The sequence below is a fragment of the Azospira sp. I13 genome (assembly GCF_003112695.1).
GTDB lineage: Bacteria > Pseudomonadota > Gammaproteobacteria > Burkholderiales > Rhodocyclaceae > Azospira.
This window is the reverse complement of record NZ_BFBP01000011.1, coordinates 448,110-468,898: the sequence shown is the minus strand read 5'-3', so window position 1 is coordinate 468,898 and position 20,789 is coordinate 448,110. Positions and strand designations below refer to the sequence as shown.

The 20,789-nt window shown below is 66.8% G+C and carries 20 protein-coding genes; 14 read left to right on the top strand and 6 right to left on the bottom strand.

Annotation, left to right across the window (positions count from 1 at the left end):
- Positions 1–189: 189 nt before the first annotated feature.
- The gene (locus AZSI13_RS12075; protein ID WP_109041395.1) at positions 190–672 is read left to right on the top strand and encodes a hypothetical protein; all 483 of its coding nucleotides are present in this window, start codon (positions 190–192) and stop codon (positions 670–672) included.
- A gap of 214 nt (positions 673–886) precedes the next feature.
- Here AZSI13_RS12075 and AZSI13_RS12070 read toward each other — a convergent pair whose 3' ends face one another.
- A complete protein-coding gene (locus AZSI13_RS12070; protein WP_109041394.1) occupies positions 887–1,414 on the bottom strand; it encodes an alpha/beta hydrolase in 528 nt (175 codons plus the stop codon).
- Between the two features lie 92 nt (positions 1,415–1,506).
- Positions 1,507–2,439, bottom strand: a complete 933-nt coding sequence (gene cysK / locus AZSI13_RS12065; RefSeq protein WP_109041393.1) for a cysteine synthase A — start codon at positions 2,437–2,439, stop codon at positions 1,507–1,509.
- Positions 2,440–2,786: 347 nt separating this feature from the next.
- Here cysK and AZSI13_RS12060 point away from each other — a divergent pair, with 347 nt between their 5' ends.
- Complete coding sequence (locus tag AZSI13_RS12060; protein WP_109041392.1) at positions 2,787–3,305, top strand: ankyrin repeat domain-containing protein; 519 nt, start codon at positions 2,787–2,789, stop codon at positions 3,303–3,305.
- Positions 3,306–3,427: 122 nt separating this feature from the next.
- Here the strand turns inward: AZSI13_RS12060 and AZSI13_RS12055 are convergent, their stop codons facing one another.
- From AZSI13_RS12055 to AZSI13_RS12045, 3 genes are read right to left on the bottom strand one after another with little or no spacing between them, the layout of a single operon-like run.
- Complete coding sequence (locus tag AZSI13_RS12055; protein WP_109041391.1) at positions 3,428–3,841, bottom strand: cytochrome c family protein; 414 nt, start codon at positions 3,839–3,841, stop codon at positions 3,428–3,430.
- 10 nt (positions 3,842–3,851) lie between these two features.
- Complete coding sequence (locus tag AZSI13_RS12050) at positions 3,852–5,210, bottom strand: cytochrome C (protein WP_109041390.1); 1,359 nt, start codon at positions 5,208–5,210, stop codon at positions 3,852–3,854.
- 22 nt (positions 5,211–5,232) lie between these two features.
- Complete coding sequence (locus AZSI13_RS12045) at positions 5,233–5,862, bottom strand: cytochrome b (protein WP_109041389.1); 630 nt, start codon at positions 5,860–5,862, stop codon at positions 5,233–5,235.
- Between the two features lie 144 nt (positions 5,863–6,006).
- Here AZSI13_RS12045 and AZSI13_RS12040 point away from each other — a divergent pair, with 144 nt between their 5' ends.
- The 3 genes from AZSI13_RS12040 to AZSI13_RS12030 all read left to right on the top strand — a co-directional run bounded on the left by AZSI13_RS12040 (position 6,007) and on the right by AZSI13_RS12030 (position 8,725).
- Positions 6,007–6,681, top strand: coding sequence for a response regulator transcription factor (locus tag AZSI13_RS12040; protein WP_109041388.1), 675 nt, complete (start codon positions 6,007–6,009; stop codon positions 6,679–6,681).
- Positions 6,678–8,171, top strand: a complete 1,494-nt coding sequence (locus tag AZSI13_RS12035; protein ID WP_109041387.1) for a sensor histidine kinase — start codon at positions 6,678–6,680, stop codon at positions 8,169–8,171. Before AZSI13_RS12040 ends, AZSI13_RS12035 begins: the two co-directional genes overlap by 4 nt.
- Positions 8,172–8,272: 101 nt before the next feature.
- Positions 8,273–8,725, top strand: coding sequence for a DUF411 domain-containing protein (locus AZSI13_RS12030; protein WP_201262366.1), 453 nt, complete (start codon positions 8,273–8,275; stop codon positions 8,723–8,725).
- A 144-nt stretch (positions 8,726–8,869) separates the two neighbouring features.
- Here the strand turns inward: AZSI13_RS12030 and AZSI13_RS12025 are convergent, their stop codons facing one another.
- Positions 8,870–9,313, bottom strand: a complete 444-nt coding sequence (locus AZSI13_RS12025; protein WP_109041386.1) for a carboxymuconolactone decarboxylase family protein — start codon at positions 9,311–9,313, stop codon at positions 8,870–8,872.
- Positions 9,314–9,507: 194 nt separating this feature from the next.
- Here AZSI13_RS12025 and AZSI13_RS12020 point away from each other — a divergent pair, with 194 nt between their 5' ends.
- The 9 genes from AZSI13_RS12020 to AZSI13_RS11980 all read left to right on the top strand — a co-directional run bounded on the left by AZSI13_RS12020 (position 9,508) and on the right by AZSI13_RS11980 (position 20,719).
- On the top strand, positions 9,508–11,031 hold the full coding sequence (locus AZSI13_RS12020; protein WP_109041385.1) for a PLP-dependent aminotransferase family protein: 1,524 nt from the start codon (positions 9,508–9,510) through the stop codon (positions 11,029–11,031).
- 133 nt (positions 11,032–11,164) lie between these two features.
- On the top strand, positions 11,165–11,539 hold the full coding sequence (locus AZSI13_RS12015; RefSeq protein ID WP_109041506.1) for a cytochrome c: 375 nt from the start codon (positions 11,165–11,167) through the stop codon (positions 11,537–11,539).
- A gap of 28 nt (positions 11,540–11,567) precedes the next feature.
- Complete coding sequence (locus tag AZSI13_RS12010; protein WP_201262365.1) at positions 11,568–12,752, top strand: cytochrome D1 domain-containing protein; 1,185 nt, start codon at positions 11,568–11,570, stop codon at positions 12,750–12,752.
- A gap of 31 nt (positions 12,753–12,783) precedes the next feature.
- Positions 12,784–13,806, top strand: a complete 1,023-nt coding sequence (locus tag AZSI13_RS12005; protein WP_109041383.1) for an Lrp/AsnC family transcriptional regulator — start codon at positions 12,784–12,786, stop codon at positions 13,804–13,806.
- Positions 13,799–14,302, top strand: coding sequence for an Lrp/AsnC family transcriptional regulator (locus tag AZSI13_RS12000; protein WP_109041382.1), 504 nt, complete (start codon positions 13,799–13,801; stop codon positions 14,300–14,302). The genes AZSI13_RS12005 and AZSI13_RS12000 overlap by 8 nt, the downstream gene beginning before the upstream one ends.
- A gap of 61 nt (positions 14,303–14,363) precedes the next feature.
- Positions 14,364–14,867, top strand: a complete 504-nt coding sequence (locus tag AZSI13_RS11995) for an Lrp/AsnC family transcriptional regulator (protein ID WP_109041381.1) — start codon at positions 14,364–14,366, stop codon at positions 14,865–14,867.
- A 194-nt stretch (positions 14,868–15,061) separates the two neighbouring features.
- Positions 15,062–17,662, top strand: coding sequence for a diguanylate cyclase (locus AZSI13_RS11990; RefSeq protein WP_109041380.1), 2,601 nt, complete (start codon positions 15,062–15,064; stop codon positions 17,660–17,662).
- A 130-nt stretch (positions 17,663–17,792) separates the two neighbouring features.
- On the top strand, positions 17,793–19,004 hold the full coding sequence (gene nirJ, locus AZSI13_RS11985; RefSeq protein WP_235609753.1) for a heme d1 biosynthesis radical SAM protein NirJ: 1,212 nt from the start codon (positions 17,793–17,795) through the stop codon (positions 19,002–19,004).
- Positions 19,001–20,719 (top strand): nitrite reductase, encoded by a 1,719-nt coding sequence (locus AZSI13_RS11980; RefSeq protein ID WP_235609752.1) that lies wholly within the window; start codon positions 19,001–19,003, stop codon positions 20,717–20,719. The genes nirJ and AZSI13_RS11980 overlap by 4 nt, the downstream gene beginning before the upstream one ends.
- Positions 20,720–20,789: the final 70 nt, after the last annotated feature.

Genomic DNA, 20,789 nt, shown 5'->3' with positions numbered 1-20,789 from the left:
GGAAAGCTTTCGGGAAAAAAACGCCCAAGATTATGCACCAAAATGGTGCACTGGCGGGCCGCCTCCGAAAAACGGCATATTCCCTTTGATTTATCAGGGCTTTTCAGCCGGGAAGTTTTTGAGGTGGATCATGTCTTTCGCCGCTTCTCCTGCCCACTATGTGACCCTTCCTCAGCCGGAGAAATTTCCATGTCCTACAAAAATCTCTTTCGCGTCATCGCTTTGCTGGCTTTTTCCCTTTCCGCTACACCGATGATGGCGGCGGAGGATCATCACCACCATCACGGCGCTGCCGGCCCCCGGCTGACGCTCAACAACGGCCAGAAGTGGGCCACCGACGAAGCCCTGCGTCAGGGCATGGCCAACATCCAGAAAGCCATGGGGGAGAAGCTCCAGGCCATTCACGCCAACAAACTGCCCCGCGCCGAATACGCCAAGCTGGCCAGCCGTCTGGAAACCGAGGTGAGCGGCATCGTCAGCCAGTGCCATCTGCCGGAAGAGGCCGATGCCATGCTGCATCTGGTGCTGGCGGAAGTGGGAGGCGGCATCGACGCCATGGCCGGCAAGAACCGCAAGGCCGACCCGCGCCGCGGGGCGGTGCGGGTGCTCGGCGCCCTGCAGGACTACCGCCGCTATTTCGACCACCCGGGCTGGCAGCCCCTGGCCGAATAAGCGGGCGGAATCACCGGCCCGGCGCTCAGGCCTGTCGGCCGGCCGCCAGGGCCGCTGGATCGTTGCTGCATCCCCTGCAATGGGGGAGCGGCCTGATGGCGAGTTGATGGCCGCGATTATCGGGCGCTAGCCGGATTGGTGGATGGGCGGCTAGCCGGAACCGGGCGGATGTTGGTTGACGGCCGCCAGTGGCCGGGTCCGTTGCTCTCCGGCCCTAAGCGCCCAGCCCGTGCAGCAACTGGCGGCCCCAGGGCCAGTCACCCAGGCCGCTCTCGGCATTGATGTGGCCGCAGTAGCCGGCGTCGGCGAAGCGGCTGCCCCACAGCGCGGCACAACGGGCGGCGAAGATCAGGGGACCGTAGGGATCGTCCCGGCTGGCGACCACCAGGCTGGGAAAGGGCAGGGCCTCCCGGGGCAGGGTGAAGCCCCGGGCTTGCGCCGGAAAGGCCGGGCCGGAGGGGTCCGGCGGCGCCACCAGCAGGGCGGCCTGCACCGGCAGCGCGGTTTCCAGGGCCCAGCGAGCCACCAGCAGACAGCCCAGGCTATGGGCCACCAGCAACGGCGCTTGCGGGGCCGCCGCCACCGCCGCTTCCAGGGCGTCGCGCCAGTCCTCGTAGCAGGGGCTGTCCCAATTTTCCTGTTCCACCCGTTGCAGGGCCGGCTCCAAGGCCTGCCAGCGGCTCTGCCAGTGGGCCGGGCCCGAGTTGCCGATGCCGGGGATGATGAGGACGGGAGCAGTCATGGGCAGGCCGTGGCGAAAAGAAATGAAAGGGATGAGGGCGATGAATGCAAAAACGCCCCGGCGGGCCGGGGCGTTGCGGGAAGGCCGATGGCTCAGACTTCCAGGTGCTGGTAGAGCACCGTGGAGAGGTAACGTTCGCCGAAGGAGGGGATCACCACCACGGTCAGCTTGCCCTTGTTTTCCGGCTTCTTCGCCACTTCCAGGGCGGCCCAGACGGCGGCGCCGGAGGAAATGCCCACCAGCAGGCCTTCTTCGGTAGCCAAGCGGCGGGCGGTGTTGAGGGCGTCCTCGTTCTTCACCCGGACCACGCCGTCGTAGACCTGGGTGTTGAGCACGGCGGGCACGAAGCCGGCGCCAATGCCCTGGATGGGGTGGGGGCCCTTGGCGCCGCCGGAAAGCACGGGGGAGGCATCGGGTTCCACGGCGAAGACCTGCACGCCGGGTTTCTTGGCCTTCAGCACTTCGCCGACACCGGTGACGGTGCCGCCGGTACCCACGCCGGCCACGAAAATATCCACCTGGCCGTCGGTATCGGCCCAGATTTCCTCAGCGGTGGTGCTGCGATGCACTTCCGGGTTGGCCGGGTTCTCGAACTGCTGGGGAATGAAATAGCGGGAATCGCTCTCGGCCAGCTCCTGGGCCTTTTTGATGGCGCCGCCCATGCCGTCGGGGCCGGGGGTGAGGATCAGCTCGGCGCCGTAGGCCTTGAGCAGCAGCTTGCGCTCACGGCTCATGGTCTCGGGCATGACGAAGGCGGCCTTGATGCCGCGGGCGGCACAGACCATGGCCAGGCCGATGCCGGTGTTGCCGGAGGTGGGCTCCAGCACGATGGTGTCGGGCTTGATCTTGCCGGCCTTCTGGGCGGCGTCGATCATGGCTACGGCGATCCGGTCCTTGACGCTGTGGGCCGGGTTGAAATATTCCAGCTTCAGGGCCACGGTGCCCTCGATGCCGGCGGCGACGCGGTTCAGTTGCACCAGGGGGGTCTTGCCGACCAGCTGGGTTACATCCTTGGCGATTTTCATGGCGGTCCTCGGGGAAAATGGGGGAATCTGAGGGGGATTGAAATCCGGTTTGGCCTGCAATCTAAACCATGGCGCCCCGCCGGCAAAGAACCGGTGGCTCTAAGGTGATAACGTCCGGTTATTTCGCAGTGCGAGGTTGCGGCGTGGCGGGAACTCTCCCGTCTTCTTTTGATCCAGGTGAAAGACGTTTTGTTGCAGCTGCCCGATGCTACGCCCCATTCATGAGGCCCGCACAGGACCCCGCAGGCCCGTTCGCCTGGCCTTGTTGGCCGGGCGCTTTGCCACCGACTATTTCGCTACTCTTTGCCATTCCTTGTGCTGCACCTTTGCCTGAGGAAAATACGCCCATGCCCTACGCCATCCGCTCCCTCATCGGTCTGTCCATTGGCCTCGTTTTCAGCCTGCTGCTGACCATGTTCCTCGCCCCCGGCGCCCGGGCCGAAGAGGCCAGCCTGTCGCCGGACCAGCCCATCCACGACATTGCCCGCCTGGGCAGCGCGGCGGAAATGCAGAAACTGCTGAAAGCCAACCCGGCCGCCCGGGATGCCCGCACCGCCATGGGCTCCACCCCCCTGCACCTGGCCGCCACCAACCCGGACAGCGGTGTCGTCAAGGCCCTGCTGGCCGCCGGTGCCGACGTCAATGCCCGGGATGCGGAGGGCGCCACGCCCCTGCACATGGCGGCCTACGTCGATAAGTCCGCCAACGCCACCCTGCTGCTGCAGGCCGGTGCCGACGTCAATGCCGTGACCAGCAACGGCCGCAGCGTCACCAGCCTGGGCCGCAAGACCATGGCCAACGAGGCCGTGGGTGTTATTTCCCTGTGGATGCTGAAGGGCTGCAAGCCGGGCATGAAGGGCTGCTGAGGCCGGCACGGCGCCGGTCTGCACGGACAAAAAGCGGTGCCCCTCAGCCAGGGGGCACGCATCAGCAAAAAGGGGCGGCCATCTGGCCGCCCCTTTTCTTTGCACTGGCGTCGCCGCCTGGATCAGTGGAGCGTCGCCAGGTAGGCCAGCAGATCGGCCCGGGCCTTGTCGTCCGCCAGGCCGTCGTACTTCATCTTGCCGCCGGCCACCAGGCCTTTCGGCGCCTTGAGGTAGCTGCCGAGGTTGTCCGCTGTCCAGGTCAGGCCACTGGCCTTGAGGGCGTCGGAGTAGCCGCTGAACTCGGCGATGCTGGCGGACTTGCGGCCGACGATGCCGGCCAGGCTCGGCCCTTTCTTGTTCTTGCCCGGCTTGACGCTGTGGCAGTCGGCGCATTCCTGGTCGAAGAGGTCGGCGCCGATGCCGGGGTTGCCGGCGGCGTAGGCCGCGCCGCCGAGAAGCAGTTGCAGGGCGGCGATGCAGCAGATGCAGGCAAGTCCGGCCCATCCGGGCAGGGAGCGGGGCGATTGGGATTTCATGGGCATGTCCTCAGAAGGCGGTCCAGATGAAGCCGTACAGGGTGTTGTTGTCCTTGGCGTTGCGGCCGGTGCCGTCGTAGTTGTCCTTGGCGCCGTTGAAGCGGTTGTACCAGGTGTATTGCAGGCCCATCCGCACGTTGGCCCAGGGGGCGCCCCAGGAGCTTTCCTTGCCGAAGGGCGTCCAGTCGCCCTGTAGGGTCCAGCCGGAGGAATCAGGCTTGCCGGTGCGGTTGTCACCGTAGAAGGTATTGTCCCGGGCGCCGCTGATGTTGAAGTAGCGCAGGGTGACGCCGTAGGTCTTGGCGTAATGGTAGGAGGCGCTGGCGTTCCACTGGTCCAGGGTCAGGCGTGTGTTGTCGGCGCCGCCGCTGCCGAAGGTGGCATTGAGGGTCTGTCGCTCCCGGATGTAGCTGCCGCCCAGGGCGAAGACGTGCTGCCGGTTGCCCAGGTACTGGTAGGAAGCATCCACGCCGAAGTCGTTGTAATGGTCCGTCGGGCCGCCGCTGCCGTAGTTCCCCAGCTTGGCGTTGAGCCCCACCAGGCCGACGGAGAAGGCATCCCGTTTGTTGTCCTTGAAATAGCCCAGGCGCCAGTAGGGGGCGATGCCCTTCAGCTGCTGGCCCGGGTCCAGCGGGTCGCTGATGACATTGATCCGCTCCAGGAAACGCTTGCCGATGCCGCCGTAGCCGCCCAGCTCCGCGTACAGGCCATTGTCCAGGTAGGCATAGCCGGTGGCGCCGAGCACCGTGTGCTCCAGGCCGCCGTCCAGCAGGGGTGCCGCGCCGGGAGCCGGGGCGAGGTCCGAGGTGCTGTAGGGGAAGCGCCAGGCGGGCAGGGTGTTGAAGGGGTCTTGCAGGGTCGGGTTGTTGTTCAGGGAAACGCCCAGGGTGGCGCTGTGGCTGCCCAGGCTGGCTTCCCCGGCGGCCCGGATATCCACGTGGTCCAGGGCAGCCTTGCGGTCGATGCCCGAATAGGTGATCTGGGAGAAGGAGCCCACGTGCTCCCCCAGCTTGCCGGCAATGAACAGGGACAGCTCCTGCAGGGCCGTATTGTTGTTGTCGCCGTAACGGGGTGCGGCGCCGCCGGGCTGGCCCTTGCCGGTGCTGGTCCAGGTGCCCACCGCCATGCCGGAGAGGGGAATCTTGCCGTCGCCACCGTCGCTGTCGGTGTAGCCGCCGATCTTGAACTTGACGCCATAGGGCGTGAGCTGGGGGCCGAAAGAGCCCATGTGGCAACTGGCGCATTCCTGGCCGGTCTGCCGGCTATAGCTGGGCACGGCCTGGGCGGCGCTGGCCAGGAGCGCCAGGACCAGGGTGGCCAGCAACTGCCGGGTAACGCTGCCGAGGCGTCGGGAAAGGGCGGGGGTCATGGGCATTCTCCTTTTTCTGGGGTCAGGGGTGGGGCCGGCGCAAGGGGCCCAGGGGCAACATGGAATAGAGGACGTTGTCCTTGCGTACGGCGAAGTGCCAGAGGGCGGCGGCCACATGCAGGGCCACCAGGCCCAGCAGCAGGTAGCCGGCCAGGGTGTGCCAGTGGGCGAGGTCGTCCGCCAGGTCACGGTCCCGGCCCAGCAGGGCGGGCAGGGGAATCAGGCCGGCCAGCCGCACCGGCTTGCCGGCGGCGCTGCTCAGGCTCCAGCCCAGCAGAGGTACGGCAAACAGCAGCAGGTAAAGCCCGGTGTGGGCGCCCTGGGCGGCCAGGCGCAGCAGGGGCGACAGGGCCGGGTGGCGGGGCAGGGCGCCCTTCAGGCGCCAGCCCAGGCGCAGCAGGGTGAGCACGAGGATGCAGCTGCCCACGGCACGGTGCAGCTCCGTCAGCAGCTTTTCGGTGCTGCCGTCGTCCGCCAGGGCACGGGCCAGGACGATGGCTGCGGCACCCAGCAGAATGAGGGCGGAGATCCAATGCAGCCGGCGCAGGGCGGCTGGATAAGCCGGGTGGTGGGCGCCGGGAATGGCATCTGGCCCAGTGTCAGGCCAGGCGTCGGGCTGGGAGGGCAAAGCGGTGGTGGCCGGGATATCCATGGCGGCTCCGGGGGATGGGGAAGGCGCCACTCTAGTCGGGCCATGCCTTCGTTTTCCTGTCGCTCCCCGTCAGGAAACTGGCAGTCAGGGAACTGGCGGCTGGCCATGATTAATTGGCGCCTCCCCATTTCCGGACAGCCCTCGATGCGCGTACTCCTGGTCGAAGACGATGCCCTGCTGGCCCAGGGCATTCGCGAAGGGCTGGAGCGGGGCGGCTTCAGCGTGGATCACCTGGCCGCCGCCGAGCCGGCGGAATCGGCCCTCAGCCTGACCCATTACGATCTGGCCATTCTCGACATCGGCCTGCCGGGCATGGATGGCCACGAGCTGGTGCGCCGCATCCGTGCCCGCAAGCTCGGCCTGCCCATCCTCATGCTCACCGCCCGGGATGGCCTGGAAGACCGGGTGCGGGGGCTGGACCTGGGCAGCGACGACTACATGACCAAGCCCTTCCTGTTGCCGGAGCTGCTGGCCCGCCTGCGGGCGCTGCTGCGGCGCAGCCGTTCCGCCCTCTCGTCGGCCCTGCAGGTGGGCGACGTGCAGCTGGACCTGGCACAGCGCACCGCCCGCCAGTCCGGCCGGACCCTGGAGCTGACCCGGCGCGAGTGGGAAATCCTGCAGCAACTGATGCTGGCCAGCCCCCGGGTGGTGTCGAAACGCCAGCTGGTGGAGAGCCTCAGCGAATGGGATCGGGAAATCACCAGCAACGCCGTGGAAATCCACGTCTCCCGGCTGCGCAGCAAATTGCAGGGCGGGGCGGTGGAAATCCTCACCGTGCGGGGCATCGGTTACCGTTTCGACGAGGTGCCCGCCCCATGATCGCCAGCCGCCTCCACCGGGCCCGCCGCACCCTGCGCCAGCGCCTGCTGTTCTTTCTCCTGACGCCCTTGAGCGTGCTGCTCTGCCTCAGCCTGGTGGCCGATTACCAGATCGCCCTGGAACCCGCCCAGGCCGCCTTCGACCATGCACTGGAGGACGACGCAGTGGCCCTGGCCGCCCGGGTTCAGGCCAGCGGCGGGCAGATCAACGTGGAGTTGCCGGAGGTGGCGGAAACCATCCTCCGCTCCGACAGCGCCGACCAGGAATTTCTCTCCGCCTTCGGGCCCGACGGCCGCCTGCTGGCGGGAGATGCCGATCTGCTGCCGGACGGCCTGGATGCCGCCCACCAGCTGCGCCTTTCCGACGCCATGCTGCGGGGCCAGCGCATCCGCAAGGCCAGCTACCGCCTGGAAACCCCCTCCGGCCCCGTCACCGTCACCGTGGCGGAAACCACCCACAAGCGGGAGAGCACCGCCTCCCGCATCCTGGCCGCCATGATCTTGCCCAACCTGCTGCAGATCCTGGCTTCCCTGCTGCTGGTCTATGTGGGGGTGAGAACCGGGCTGATGCCCCTCATCCATCTCGGGGAAGACATTTCCCGCCGCGCCTCCACCGACCTTTCGCCCCTGCCGCGCAACGAGGTTCCCCTGGAGGCCGAGCCCCTGGTCAATGCCATGGATCGGCTGATGGCCGACCTGCGGGATTCGGCCAGTGCCCAGCAGGCCTTCCTGGCCAATGCCGCCCACCAGCTGCGCACGCCCCTGGCCGGCCTGCAGACCCAGCTCGAACTGGCCGTCCAGGAGCTGCCACCAGAGCACCGGGCCCGCATGGAGCGCCTGTGCGGCGCCACCACCCGCCTCGGCCATCTGGCCCACCAGTTGCTGTCCTTCGCCCGCTCCAGCGCCGAGGCCAACATCGCCCATGAATTCCAGCCCGTGGACCTGGCCCGGCTGGTGGAAGAGGACGTCACCCATTGGGTGGACGAGGCCCGCCGTCGGCACATCGACCTGGGCTTCGAAGTAGCGCCGGCCCGGGTACGCGGCAGCCCCTGGCTGCTGCGGGAGCTGCTGGCCAACCTGCTCGACAACGCCCTCAAGTACAACCCCCCGGGGGGCCGGGTGACGGTGCGCTGCGGCCCCGGGGAGACAGGCCCCTTCCTGGTGGTGGAGGATGACGGGCCGGGCATTCCCCCCGCCCAGCGGGCCCGGGTGTTCGAGCGCTTCTACCGCCCGGCGGACAGTACCGGGGAGGGCGCCGGCCTGGGGTTGGCCATCGTCAAGGAAGTGGTCGAGCGCCATGGCGCCGGTGTGGCCATCGAGACGCCGCCGGGCGCTGCTGGGACCCTCCTGCGCATTACCTTTCCGCCTTGCCCGGCGGGGCCGTCCCGCCCCCTTGCGCCATCCTCGGCGACGCTTTCCGCCGTCGCCCCCGGGGCGCTGCCGGGTGGGGCTGGCGATGCTCCTTCCGGCAATTCTTCGGGGCCGATCTAACCTTGATCAAGGAATTGCCCTCCGGCCCTGGGCCATCCTGCGGGGCGAATGGCTTCCTCGCTTGGTCGGGGCCAGGGTTCTTTTGAAGGATGAAAAGCACGATGAAACAGTTTTTACAGCGAATCGCGCGGGTCGGGGCGGCAGCCCTGGCTCTCGGCGTTGCCGGTGCCGTCTCGGCTGCCCCGGCTGCTCCCGCCGAGCCCCAGGCCGGAGCCATGATGATTGAGACTTTCCACGAAACCAAGTGTCAGCCTTGCGATGCCTGGGAAGGTCAGCTGAAGGCTGCCGGCTTCACCGTGCGCCGCAGCGAGGTGCTGAATGTGGCGGCCACCCGCCGCTGGCTGGCGGTGCCGGAGAATTTCGCCTCTTTCGTCACCTCCCGGGTAGGGGGCTACATCATCGAAGGGCCGGTGCCTGCCGCCCATATTCGCCAGTTGCTGAAGGACAAGCCGGTGGCCCTGGGCCTGGCCCTGCCGGGCAATCCGGCCGCTCCCGGCGCTCCCACCCAGCTGATGTTCTGGGGCGGTCGTTCCGACCCCTTCGCCAGCCAGTAGGCGCCGACAGGCCAGGCCGGGGAGGTCTGGCCGGAAAAAAGCCGGAGCCGGGTGGTGAGGCCCGTTCCCGGGCCGGGCATGATGGCCCGGTGGCCCGGTATGCCGCTCAGCCCGACCAGACTGGCCAGTCTGGTCGGCTTGGTTTTAGCCCAGCACTGGCGGGGTGCGGGAGGCCACCATGAGGCGGTTCCAGGTATTGATCTCGCCGATGCACAGGGTGAGCTTGGCGATCTCCTCCGGGCTGAAATGGGCCTGCACTTCGGCATAAACCGCATCCGGCACTTCCTGGGCGACGATCACGGTGACCGCTTCCGCCCAGGCCAGGGCAGCCCGTTCCCGGGGGCTGAAGACCGGGGATTCCTTCCAGGTGGCAGTCAGGTTGATCTGGTGTTCGCTCAGGCCGTACTTGCGGGCCAGGGGAACGTGCATGGCAACGCAGAAGGCGCAGCCGTTGATCTGGGAGATGCGCAGGCGCACCAGTTCCAGCAGGCCCAGGTCCAGCCCGCAGCCCTGAACATAAGTGTGCACGCCGTACATGGCCTTGTAGCCATCGGGAATGAGCTGGCTGACGTCGAATCGTTGTTCCATGGAGTGAAGTCCTAAATCCTGTCGTTGCATGGGGAAGGGGGAAATCCCGCCTCGGGGCGGGAGGCATTCATCCTAGGGTCTGAGTGGTACTATGAAAATGACCATTTACAACATTTTCAGTAGTCCACTTGATTGCTTTGCTGTCTCGAAGCAACGGGACTGCCATCACGATTGAACTCGGGGGCCATGGCATCATGCGGCGCGCACAGGAACTGGAATTGGGGCTGGCGCCCCGCCCCGCCGGAACAACCCTGCAACGCTGGCTGTACGATGAGTTGCGGGCGGCCATCCTCTCCGGCCGCATCGCCGCCGGCCGGCGCCTCCCGTCGAGCCGCGACCTGGCCCGCCAGCAGGGCGTGTCCCGGGGCACCGTGCTGTCGGTCTATGAACAGCTGATGGCCGAAGGCTACCTGGCCAGTACCACCGGCAGCGGTACCGTCGTCGTCGATGCCCTGCGCCTCCAGGGCGCGCCGGCCCGCCCCGTCGTACCGGCCTTGCCCGGGGGGCGGCATCTCTCTCCCCCATCGCCTCCTTCTCCCCTATCACGCCTGTCCCGCCAGGGTCGCCGACTGGCCGACAGCCCTTTTCCCCTTTACGAATCCAGCCTGACGGCGGTGCCTTTCCGCCCCAACCAGCCCGATCTGGCGGCCTTTCCCTGGGCCGTCTGGAACAAGCTCAGCCACCGCTGCAACCGGCAGGCCCGGCCCGATGCCATGGCCTACGGCGAGGCCGCCGGCTACCGGCCCCTGCGCCAGGCCATCGCCGAACACCTGCGCTACGCCCAGCGCATTGATTGCCGGGCAGAGCAGGTGATGATCCTGGGCAGCGCCCAGCAGGCCATGGACCTGTGCATCCGCCTGCTGCTGGACCCCGGGCAGGCTGCCCTGGTGGAGGACCCGGGCTATCCCGGGGCCGCCCGCCTGGTGGAACTGGCCGGTGGCCGGGTCATCGACGTGCCGGTGGATGGCGCCGGCCTGTGCACCTCGCCGCCCCTGCCGGTGGCGTCGGACATCCGCCTGGCTTACGTCACGGCGGCCCACCAGTCGCCCCTGGGCGGCGCCCTGCCCCTGGAGCGGCGCCTGGACCTGCTGGCCTGGGCGGAGGCCTGCGACGCCACCATCATCGAGGACGACTACGACAGCGAATTCCGCTTCGATGCAGCGCCCCTCTCCAGCCTCATGAGCCTGGACGGGGCCGGGCGGGTGATCTACATGGGCACCTTCAGCAAGCTGCTCTTTCCCGCCCTGCGCCTGGCCTATGTGGTGCTGCCGGAGTGGCTGGCGGAGCCCTGCGCCGCGGCCATCTCCCTGACTTGCCGGCACCTGCCGGTGGCGCCCCAGGCCGTCCTTGCCGCCTTCATCGCCGAGGGCCATTTCGCCCGGCACCTGCGCCAGATGCGCCTGCGCTACGGCGAGCGGGCGGCAGTCTTCCAGACGGAATGCCGCCGCCAGCTAGGCGGTCTGCTGACGGTGCTGCCCATCACCACGGGCATGGATGCGGCAGCCCTGCTGGATTTTCCCGGGGATGACCGGACGGTGGCGGCGGCCCTGGCGCAAGGGGGCGTCGAGGCCCGGCCCCTCTCCTTCTACCGGCGCAGCCAGCCCGGCCCCCCGGGGCTGGTGCTCGGCTTTTCCGCCTTCGCGCCGGCGCAGCTATGCCAGGGGGTGGCGGCCATGGCGCCGATACTCGAAGCCTGCCGCGCCGCTGGGGCAGGCTGAGTCTGGCCGGCCTGCGCAACCTCTGTTTCGGGCGCGGTTGCGGGCTTGCCCTTACATGGCGCAGGGTTGATCTGCCGCGAAAGCTGATGCTTATCAAAGTGGGCGGCCCGGCCTCTCGGCAAGATGGATGCCCATGAAGCCCGCTCTCCTTTCCCGCCCCCTGTTTTCCCGCCTCCCGGCCTTTGGCCTGGGGAGCCTGTGCCTGGCCGGCGCCCTCGGGCTGCCGCCGGCGGTCGCTGCGGAAGGCGGCCCATCCGCCCCCCGGGCCCGGGAACTGGTGCACCTGGTGCGCCAGGACTGCGGCTCCTGCCATGGCCTGACCCTCAAGGGCGGCCTGGGGCCGGCCCTCACCGCCGAGACCTTCCGCCAGCGCCCTGCCGAGAGCATGGTGGCCACCATTCTTTACGGCCGCCCGGGCACGCCCATGCCGCCCTTCAAGGGCATCGTCAGCGAAGCCGAGGCCCAGTGGATCGTGCAACAGCTCCAGGCCGGCTTTCCCACCGAATAATCCCATGAATTGCCCGCGAAAGACTGCCATGAAGCCCGCCGCCTCCCGTCTCCTGCTCCTGCCTGCCCTGCTGCTTTCCCTCCTGGCCGGTTGCGCCAGCGCTCCGGCGCCCCGGGGCAGTGGCGACCTGGGGGTGGTGATCGAGCGTTCCATCGGCCAGGTGCAGGTGGTCAATACCACCACCAAGACCTCCCTGGCCAAGGTGCCGGGCCTGGGGGACCTCTCCCACGCCTCCGTGGTTTTCAGCCGTGACCAGCGTTACGCCTATGTCTTCGGCCGCGATGGCGGCCTGACCAAGGTGGATATCCTCACCGCCAGCATCGCCAAGCGCATCGTCCAGGCCGGCAACGCCATCGGCGGCGCCATTTCCCAGGACGGCAAGCTGGTGGTGGCCCAGAACTACGAGCCGGGCGGTATCAAGGCCTTCGATGCGGAAACCCTGGAGCTGGTGGCCGACATTCCTTCTGTGGACATGAACGGGGTGCGCTCCAAGGTGGTGGGCCTGGCCGACCTCTCCGGCAACCGTTTCGCCTTTTCTCTCTTCGAAGCCGGGGAAATCTGGGTGGCCGACCTTTCCAGCCCGAAGGCGCCCAAGGTGCAGAAGTACTCCGCCGGCAAGCAGCCTTACGACGCCCTGGTGACGCCGGACGGCCGCTACTACATCGCCGGCCTCTTCGGTGAGGACGGCCTGGCCATGCTCGACACCTGGCAGCCGGAGCTGGGGGTGAAGAAGATCCTCGCCGGCTACGGCAAGGGCGAACAGGCCCTGCCGGTGTACAAGATGCCCCACCTGCGTGGCTGGTCCGTCGCCGGCGGCAAGGCCTACCTGCCCGCCATCGGCCGCCACGAGGTGCTGGTGGTGGATACCAAGACCTGGCAGGAAACCGGCCGCATCCCCGTGAAGAGCCAGCCGGTGTTCGTCATGGCCCGGCCCGACGGGCGCGAGGTGTGGGTCAATTTCGCCTTCCCCGACAACGGCTGGGTGCAGGTGCTCGATACCCTGGAGGGCAAGGTCACCCACACCCTGCAACCGGGCAAGGCTATCCTGCACATGGAGTTTTCCCCCCGCGGCGAGGCTGTCTGGCTCTCGGCCCGGGACGACAACAAGGTCACCGTCTTCGACACCCGCAGCAAGCAGCCGGTGGCCGAGCTGAAGGCCGACAGCCCCAGCGGCATCTTCTTCACCAGCCGTGCCGCCCGCACCGGCTTCTGAGCCCCGCCTGCCTGAACCTGCGCCCACGCCCATGAACGCTGCCCACTTTCCCCTGCTCAACGACTACCAGCGGGATTTCCCCCTGGTCTCCCGGCCCTTCGCCGTGCTTGGCGAGGCCCAGGGCCTGAGCGAGGCGGAAGTGCTGGAGCAGTACCGCCACTGGCAGCAAGCGGGCCTGGTAAACCGCATCGGCGCCGTTTTCGCCCCGCGCCGGGTCGGCGCCAGTACCCTGGCCGCCCTGCAGGCCCCGCCAGAGCGCCTGGAATGGGTGGCCGGCCGGGTCAGCGCCCACCCCGAGGTGAACCACAACTACGCCCGGGAACACGCCTACAACCTGTGGTTCGTCGCCACCGCACCGGACCTGCTGCGCCTGGGCCAGGTGCTGGCCGCCATCGAGGTGGAAACCGGCTGCCCGGTGATTTCCCTGCCCCTGGTGGAGGAGTTCCACATCGACCTGGGCTTCGATCTTTCCGGCGGCGCCGGCCGGCGCCAGCCCGTGGCCGCCGTACCCTCCCTGGACCAGCCCATTGCCCTGACGGCGGAAGAGCGTCGCCTGATGCCGGTGTTGCAGGAGGGCCTGCCCCTGGAGCCCCGCCCCTTCAAGGCCCTGGCCTACCGCGCCGAAATGGGGGAGGAGCGCCTGCTGGCCCTGCTCGGCGAATGGCTGCAACGGGGCATCCTCAAGCGTTTCGGCGTGGTGGTGCGGCACCACGAACTGGGCTACACCGCCAACGCCATGTGCGTCTGGGCGGTGCCGGAAGACGCGGTGAGCGCCCTGGGCGAACGCCTGGCCGCCGAGCCCGGCGTCACCCTCTGCTACCGCCGCCGCGCCCAGCTACCCCATTGGCCCTACAACCTCTTCTGCATGATCCACGGCAAGGCCCGGGACGAAGTGGCGGAGTTGCGCCGCAGCCTGGGCGAACGCCTGGGGCTGGATGCCCACCCCCATGACCTGCTCTTTTCCACCCGCCGCTACAAGCAGACCGGCGCCCAATATGCACCCCAGGCGCCCCGGGCCGCTGCCGGGATGCCCCAGGAGGCCGCCCATGGCTGATGCCGGCAACGCCCGCACCGCCCGCCGCGCCGCCCTGGCCCCCGCCCGGGAGCCGGACGAGCTGGACCGGCGCATCATCAATGCCCTGCAGGGCGACTTCCCCCTGAGCCCGGAGCCCTACGCCGAAGCCGCCGCCCAACTGGGGATCGGTGAAGCTGAGCTGCTGGCCCGGCTGCAATCCCTGCTGGATGACCGCATCCTCACCCGCTTCGGCCCCATGTTCCAGATCGAGCGCCTCGGCGGCGCCTTCTGCCTGGCCGCCATGGCGGTGCCCGAAGATGAATTCGAGCGGGTGGCGGAACAGGTGAATGCCTTGCCCCAGGTGGCCCACAACTACGCCCGGGAGCACGCCTTCAACATGTGGTTCGTGCTGGCCACGGAAACGCCGGAAGGCATCGACGCGGCCGTGCAGGCCATCGAGACCGCCACCGGCTATCCGGTGTATCCCTTCCCGAAAGAGAAGGAATACTTCGTTGAAATGAAGTTGCAGGCATGAATGCGGTGAAGGCCTCTCACACCGGCGTCGCGGTTGCCACCTGTCTGCCCTGGAGCCCTTGATGGACGCCACTTTCCGCATGGATGACCTGGATCGCCGCCTGGTGCTTGCCACCCAGGCCGGCCTGCCCCTGGAGCCCCGTCCCTATTGGGTTCTCGGGCAGCAGCTGGGCATGGAGGAGGCCGAGGTACGGCAGCGCCTGGGCCGTCTGCTGGAGGCCGGCGCCATCCGCCGCATCGGCGCCGTGCCCAACCATTACGCCATCGGCTACACCGCCAACGGCATGAGCGTGTGGCAGATCGACCCGACGGTGATCGACGCCGTCGGCGAGCGGGTGGGCGGACTGGCTGCCGTCACCCATTGCTACCGCCGGCCCGACCATCCGCCGAGCTGGCCCTACAACCTCTTCGCCATGGTGCACGGCAAGAGCCGGGAGGAGGTGGTGGCCGAGGTGGCGCGCATCGCCGCCCTCGTCGCCGCCGAATTCCCGGGCGCCCTGGGGGCCCGGGACATCCTCTTTTCCACCCGCATCCTGAAAAAGACCGGCTTGCGCATCGGCGGCTGATGGGCCTTCCGGCGTCGGGCGGAGGCGAGCGGGGCAATCCATCGCGCAGTGTTGTTGATGCGCATTGAATCCGGGTAAAAATTCTGCCTTGGCATATGCGATCGGTGTCCCTTGCGGGGGGCTATGGCATACAATGAAAAGAACATAACTTAAGTCTTAGCTCTGGGCTGACGACCTGCGCGGGGACTTTGACGGTGTTCCTTTCCTCCTTCCCCATGACGCCTCGCACCCGCTTTAGTCTACTCATCGCCACGATTGTGGTGACGACCCTGTTGGCCCTGGGGGGCTATTGGTACAGCCTGCTGAGCAGCCATGCCCGGATGCGGGCCGATACGATGGCCAACCTGCAGCGCGTCTCCGGCCAGATCGGGGGCGGGGTGTCAGAACAGATGTCCGCGGTGGTGCGCGGGCTCAACTATGTGATGGAAAATCTGCGTCTGGAGTACGTGGACAAGCACCTCACCCAGCGCCGTTCTTTCGACCAGGGGGTTCGGGCCGCCCTGCGGGCCTTCCCCTCGGGTGCCCTGGCGCAGGTGGGCGTCATTGATGCCAAGGGTTACCTCGATTACTCCAATTTGGGCGGGCCGCGGGTCTATCTGGGGGACCGGGAGCATTTCCGGGTCCATGCCGACCGGCCGGATGAGGATAAGCTGTTTATCAGCAAGCCGATTCTGGGACGGGTTTCCCAGCAATGGACGATCCAATTTACCCGGCCCATCCGCGAAGGCGGAAAGTTCGCCGGCGTGCTCGTCCTCTCCGTGTCCCCCGGCTATCTCTCCAAGACCCTGGAACGCCTGGGGCTGGGGGAAAACGACAGTGCCGGCATGGTGCGGGGCGATGGCACCTATCTGGCCCGTAGCGCCAATCTGCTGAATTACCTGGGCAAGTCCGTCAAGGAAGGGCGCCCCTACCTGGGGAATGAGCGCGACATGCGCGGGAGCTTCAGCGACGAGGCCTCTCACGAACCGGTGCGCCGCACCTTCTCCTGGTTCCGCCTGCCGGATTTGCCACTGGTGGTGTATGTCGGGCTGTCGGAACAGGATGCCCTGGCCCCGGTCGAGCGGGAAATCCGCACCAGTCGGCGGGCCAACCTGATCGGCTCCCTGTTCGTCCTTTCCTTCATGGTGGCCATCGTTGTGCTGCTCTTCCGGGTACAGCGCCAGCGGGTGCGTCTGGAGCAGAACGAAAACCTGTATCGCAGCCTGTTCGAGAAAAACGCCTCGGTCAAACTGCTGATTGATGAAACCAGCGGTCAGATCGTGGGGGCCAATGAGGCCGCCTGCGACTATTACGGTTACACCCGCGCGCAGCTGGAAGCACTTCATATCAGCGACATCAACTGCCTGCCCGTGGACGCCATCAAGCTGGAAATGGCCCGGGCCAAGGCCGAACTCCGGGCGCACTTCTTCTTTTCCCATCGCCTGGCCAGTGGCGAGATTCGCCAGGTAGAGGTCTATTCCGGGCCAATGGAGCTGAATGGCCGTTCCCTGCTCTATTCCATCGTCCATGACGTGACCGAGCGCAGCCAGCTGGAGAAACGCCTGAAGGTCAGCGAGAGCCGTTACCGCACAGTTTTTGATGTCATTCCTGACGGCATGATGCTGGTGGATGCCAACGAAAACATCATCTTGTGGAACGAATCGGCCCTCTCCATTCTCGGCGTTTCCGAGGAGGGGCTGCTGCAGCGTCAGGTCGCCCTCGTGCTGCGGGATGGTCAACCGGTGTCGCCAGCGGATTACCCCAGCCGTCGTGCCCTGCGGGAAATGTCTTCCCAGGGCTTGTACAGCGTTGTCCTGCCCGATGGGGGGCGTCGCTGGATCGCCGTCAGCACCCGCCAGCTGCCGCTGGATGCAGATGGCCACGCCACCGGTGCCGTGGTGTCCTTCTCCGACATCAGCCGGGTGGTGGCCCTGGAGGAATCCCTGCTGATCAGCCAGTCGGTTTTTGAGGCCGCCTCCGAAGGCATCCTGGTGACCAACGCCCGCAATGTGATTGTGCGCACCAACCCGGCCTTTGCCCATATCACCGGCTACAGCGCCGAGGAAACCGAGGGACGAGTGCCCTCCTTCCTGGCCTCCGGTCATCACGATGCGGCGTTCTACCAGGCCATGTACCAATCCCTGGCGGATAAGGATTACTGGGAAGGGGAGGTGGTGAATCGTCGCAAGGATGGCAGCATCTTCGTGGAATGGCTGAAGATCACCGCCGTGCGCAATCGTGAAGGGGTGTTGATACGCTATGTGGCGCTACTTTCCGACATCACCCTGAAGAAGCTGCGGGAGCAGGACATCTGGCGTCAGGCCCACTACGACCCCCTGACCCAGCTACCCAACCGTACGCTGTTCATGGACCGGCTGGGTCAGTCCATCGCCCAGGCGACCCGTCGCCATCAGCAGGTGGGGGTGCTGTTCATTGACCTGGATAAATTCAAGCCGGTGAACGACACCTACGGGCACCAGGCTGGGGATGAACTGCTGCGCCTGGTGGCCAACCGGATTTCCGGCTGTCTGCGGGATGAAGACACGGTGGCCCGCTTGGGGGGCGATGAATTCGTGGTGCTGCTGCCGGCCCTGGATGATGGGGAAAGCTGCGTGATGGTGGCCGAAAAGATTCTCCAGGTGGTGCATCAGCCTTTCCACCTGGGGGTGGGCCTGGTGGAAATTTCCGCCAGTATCGGCGTGGCCCGTTCTCCCCAGGATGGCGCCACGGCGGAATCCCTGCTGCAGGCTGCCGACGAGGCCATGTATGCCGCCAAGGCTGATGGTCGGGCCACGGTGCGTCAGCTAAGCAACTGAGGGCCTTTCCGTCGGGTCTGGCTTGTGTTTGAGCCGGCACGGCGGGCGGCCACTCACCCGGCTTGATGCGCATCAATGCCCGGTGAGCCGGGGCTGTCGTTCAATGGGAGCAATTCCTGTTGGAGGCATCATGTTCCGCATTTCCCAATTCATGGACGAGCTGGTCAGCCCTTCCGCCGTCGGCCCCCGCCGTAATCCGCCCGGGCCGGTGGTGATCTGGAACCTGGTGCGCCGCTGCAACCTCACTTGCAAGCACTGCTATTCCATCTCCGCCGACAAGGACTTTCCCGGCGAACTGAACACCGCGCAGGTCTTCACGGTGATGGACGACCTCAAGGCCTTCCGCGTGCCGGTGCTCATCCTCTCCGGCGGTGAGCCCCTGCTGCGGCCCGACATCTTCGACATCGCCCGCCGCGCCAAGGGCATGGGCTTTTACGTCGGCCTGTCTTCCAACGGCACCCTGATCAACGACAGCAATATCGACGCCATTGCCGACATCGGCTTCGACTACGTGGGCGTCAGCCTGGACGGCATCAAGGAGACCCACGACAAGTTCCGCCGCCTGGAGGGCGCCTTCGATGCCTCCCTGGCCGGCATCCAGCTGTGCAAGCAACGGGGCATCAAGGTGGGCGTGCGCTACACCATGACCCAGGACAACGCCCATGATCTGCCGGGCCTGCTCAAGCTGATCGAGGCCGAGGGCATCGACAAGTTCTACTTTTCCCACCTCAACTACGCTGGCCGGGGCAACAAGAACCGCCGCACCGACACCCACCACCAGGCCACCCGTCAGGCCATGGACCTGCTCTTCGATACCTGTTGGGACTATCGGCAGAAAGGTCTGCACAAGGAATTCGTCACCGGCAACAACGATGCGGATGGCGTCTACCTGCTGCGCTGGGTGGCCCGCCGCTTCCCCGACAAGGTGGCCCACATCCGCGCCAAGCTGGAGCAATGGGGCGGCAACGCCAGCGGTGTGAACGTGGCCAACATCGACAACCTGGGCAATGTGCACCCGGACACCATGTGGTGGCACCACACCCTGGGCAATGTGAAGGAGCGGCCCTTCTCCACCCTGTGGAACGACCTTTCCGACCCCCTCATGGCCGGCCTCAAGCAACATCCCCGGCCCGTGGAAGGGCGCTGCGGCGCCTGTGCCTACCTGAAGCTGTGCAACGGCAATACCCGGGTACGGGCCCAGCAGCTCACCGGCAACCCCTGGGCCGAAGACCCGGCCTGTTATCTCACCGACGAGGAAATCGGCGTGGCCCAGGCCGATGCCGCCGGCCATTCGGCCAACCACGACGCCATCCACTCGGAAAGCAAAGAGGTCACGGCATGAAGCGCCCCATTTCTTCCTTCGCCACCATCTACGGCGCCCGCGAGGCTCGTGTTGCTGCCGTCTGTCGGCCGGGCAGCGAAGCTCGGCCCCCATCCTCTCCTGCCCGCCTGGCTTTCTGGCTGCTTTCCGTGCCCCTGGGTCTGGGTGCCCTGTGGCTGGCCAGTCGGCCGGCCCAGGCCGGCGAAGCCGCGGCTCCAGCAACCCTGGCCGGTGCCGCCCCGGTGGTCCCGGTGACCAACACCGCCACGCTCTACCAGCAGCACTGTGCCGCCTGCCACGGTGCCGATCGGCTCGGCGGCATGGGCCCGGCCCTGCTGCCGGAGAACCTGGAACGCCTGAAAAAGGCCGAAGCCCTGAAGACCATCAAGGAAGGCCGCCCGGCCACCCAGATGCCAGCCTTCGCCGCCACCCTCAAGGCTGAGGAAATCGCCGCCCTGGCCGATTACGCCTACGCCCCGGTGAGCCCCAAGCCGACCTGGACGGAAAAGGACATCCGCGCCTCCCGCGTTCAGCATGTGGATGAGAAAACCCTGTCGCCCAAGCCCGTCTTCAAGGCTGACCCGATGAACCTCTTCGTGGTGGTGGAAGGGGGCGACCATCACGTTTCCGTGCTGGACGGCGACAAGCTGGAGCCCATCTACCGCTTCCAGTCCCGCTATGCCCTGCACGGCGGGCCCAAGTTCTCCCCCGATGGCCGCTTCGTGTATTTCGCCTCCCGGGATGGCTGGCTGACCAAGTTCGATCTGTGGAACCTCAAGGTGGTGGCCGAGGTGCGGGCCGGCATCAATACCCGCAATGCCGCCGTCTCCGGCGATGGCAAGTACGTCATCGCCGCCAACTACCTGCCCCAGGACTTGGTGCTGTTCGACGCCGACCTCAATCTGATCAAGGTGATGGACGCCAAGAGCGCCGACGGCAAGGAAAGCTCCCGGGTTTCCGCGGTATACGACGCTGCGCCGCGCAAGAGCTTCGTCGCCGCCATGAAGGACATGCCCGAGGTCTGGGAAATCAGTTACGACCCGGAAGCCCACCCCATCTACGACGGCTTGGTGCATGACTACCAGTACAAGGAAGGGGTCTCGGTGCCCGGCTTCCTCAACCCCCGCCGCACCCGCCTCATCGACCCCCTGGACGATTTCTTCTTCGACCAGAGCTATTCCGAAGTGATGGGCACCAGCCGGGAAGGCAAGGGCCAGGTGGTGAACCTGGATGCCCGCCGCAAGGTGGCCGAACTGCAGCTCTCCGGCATGCCCCACCTGGGCTCCGGCATCACCTGGAACTGGCAGGGGCGCACCGTGATGGCCTCCACCAACCTCAAGGAAGGCAAGGTGACGGTGATTGACATGAAGGACTGGAAACCGGTGAAGGATATCGTCACCCGGGGAGCCGGCTTCTTCCTGCGCAGCCACGAGAACAGCCGCTACGCCTTCGTCGATTCCATGATGAGCCCGGCCAAGGACACCCTGCAGGTGATCGACAAGGACAAGCTGGAGATCGTCAAGGAACTCAAGCCCGTCCCCGGCAAGACCCTGGCCCACATCGAATTCACCAAGGACGGCCGCTACGCCCTGGCCAGCCTGTGGGAAATGGACGGCGCCCTGATCATCTACGATGCCAGGACCCTGGAAGAGGTGAAGCGCCTGCCCATGAAGAAGCCCGTGGGCAAGTACAACGTGTGGAACAAGATCACCCGTTCCGAGGGTACCAGCCACTAGTACCAACTCACTCAACCCGGGCGCGGGGTCCATCAGACCACCCCGTGACCGCCCGAAACCCCAACAGGGG

Bases quoted from the DNA above. Each gene is read 5' to 3' on its own strand.
- AZSI13_RS12075 (WP_109041395.1), top strand. From the start codon at position 190: ATGTCCTACAAAAATCTCTTTCGCGTCATCGCTTTGCTGGCTTTTTCC.
- AZSI13_RS12070 (WP_109041394.1), bottom strand. From the start codon at position 1,414: ATGACTGCTCCCGTCCTCATCATCCCCGGCATCGGCAACTCGGGCCCG.
- cysK (WP_109041393.1), bottom strand. From the start codon at position 2,439: ATGAAAATCGCCAAGGATGTAACCCAGCTGGTCGGCAAGACCCCCCTG.
- AZSI13_RS12060 (WP_109041392.1), top strand. From the start codon at position 2,787: ATGCCCTACGCCATCCGCTCCCTCATCGGTCTGTCCATTGGCCTCGTT.
- AZSI13_RS12055 (WP_109041391.1), bottom strand. From the start codon at position 3,841: ATGAAATCCCAATCGCCCCGCTCCCTGCCCGGATGGGCCGGACTTGCC.
- AZSI13_RS12050 (WP_109041390.1), bottom strand. From the start codon at position 5,210: ATGACCCCCGCCCTTTCCCGACGCCTCGGCAGCGTTACCCGGCAGTTG.
- AZSI13_RS12045 (WP_109041389.1), bottom strand. From the start codon at position 5,862: ATGGATATCCCGGCCACCACCGCTTTGCCCTCCCAGCCCGACGCCTGG.
- AZSI13_RS12040 (WP_109041388.1), top strand. From the start codon at position 6,007: ATGCGCGTACTCCTGGTCGAAGACGATGCCCTGCTGGCCCAGGGCATT.
- AZSI13_RS12035 (WP_109041387.1), top strand. From the start codon at position 6,678: ATGATCGCCAGCCGCCTCCACCGGGCCCGCCGCACCCTGCGCCAGCGC.
- AZSI13_RS12030 (WP_201262366.1), top strand. From the start codon at position 8,273: ATGAAACAGTTTTTACAGCGAATCGCGCGGGTCGGGGCGGCAGCCCTG.
- AZSI13_RS12025 (WP_109041386.1), bottom strand. From the start codon at position 9,313: ATGGAACAACGATTCGACGTCAGCCAGCTCATTCCCGATGGCTACAAG.
- AZSI13_RS12020 (WP_109041385.1), top strand. From the start codon at position 9,508: ATGCGGCGCGCACAGGAACTGGAATTGGGGCTGGCGCCCCGCCCCGCC.
- AZSI13_RS12015 (WP_109041506.1), top strand. From the start codon at position 11,165: ATGAAGCCCGCTCTCCTTTCCCGCCCCCTGTTTTCCCGCCTCCCGGCC.
- AZSI13_RS12010 (WP_201262365.1), top strand. From the start codon at position 11,568: ATGAAGCCCGCCGCCTCCCGTCTCCTGCTCCTGCCTGCCCTGCTGCTT.
- AZSI13_RS12005 (WP_109041383.1), top strand. From the start codon at position 12,784: ATGAACGCTGCCCACTTTCCCCTGCTCAACGACTACCAGCGGGATTTC.
- AZSI13_RS12000 (WP_109041382.1), top strand. From the start codon at position 13,799: ATGGCTGATGCCGGCAACGCCCGCACCGCCCGCCGCGCCGCCCTGGCC.
- AZSI13_RS11995 (WP_109041381.1), top strand. From the start codon at position 14,364: ATGGACGCCACTTTCCGCATGGATGACCTGGATCGCCGCCTGGTGCTT.
- nirJ (WP_235609753.1), top strand. From the start codon at position 17,793: ATGTTCCGCATTTCCCAATTCATGGACGAGCTGGTCAGCCCTTCCGCC.
- AZSI13_RS11980 (WP_235609752.1), top strand. From the start codon at position 19,001: ATGAAGCGCCCCATTTCTTCCTTCGCCACCATCTACGGCGCCCGCGAG.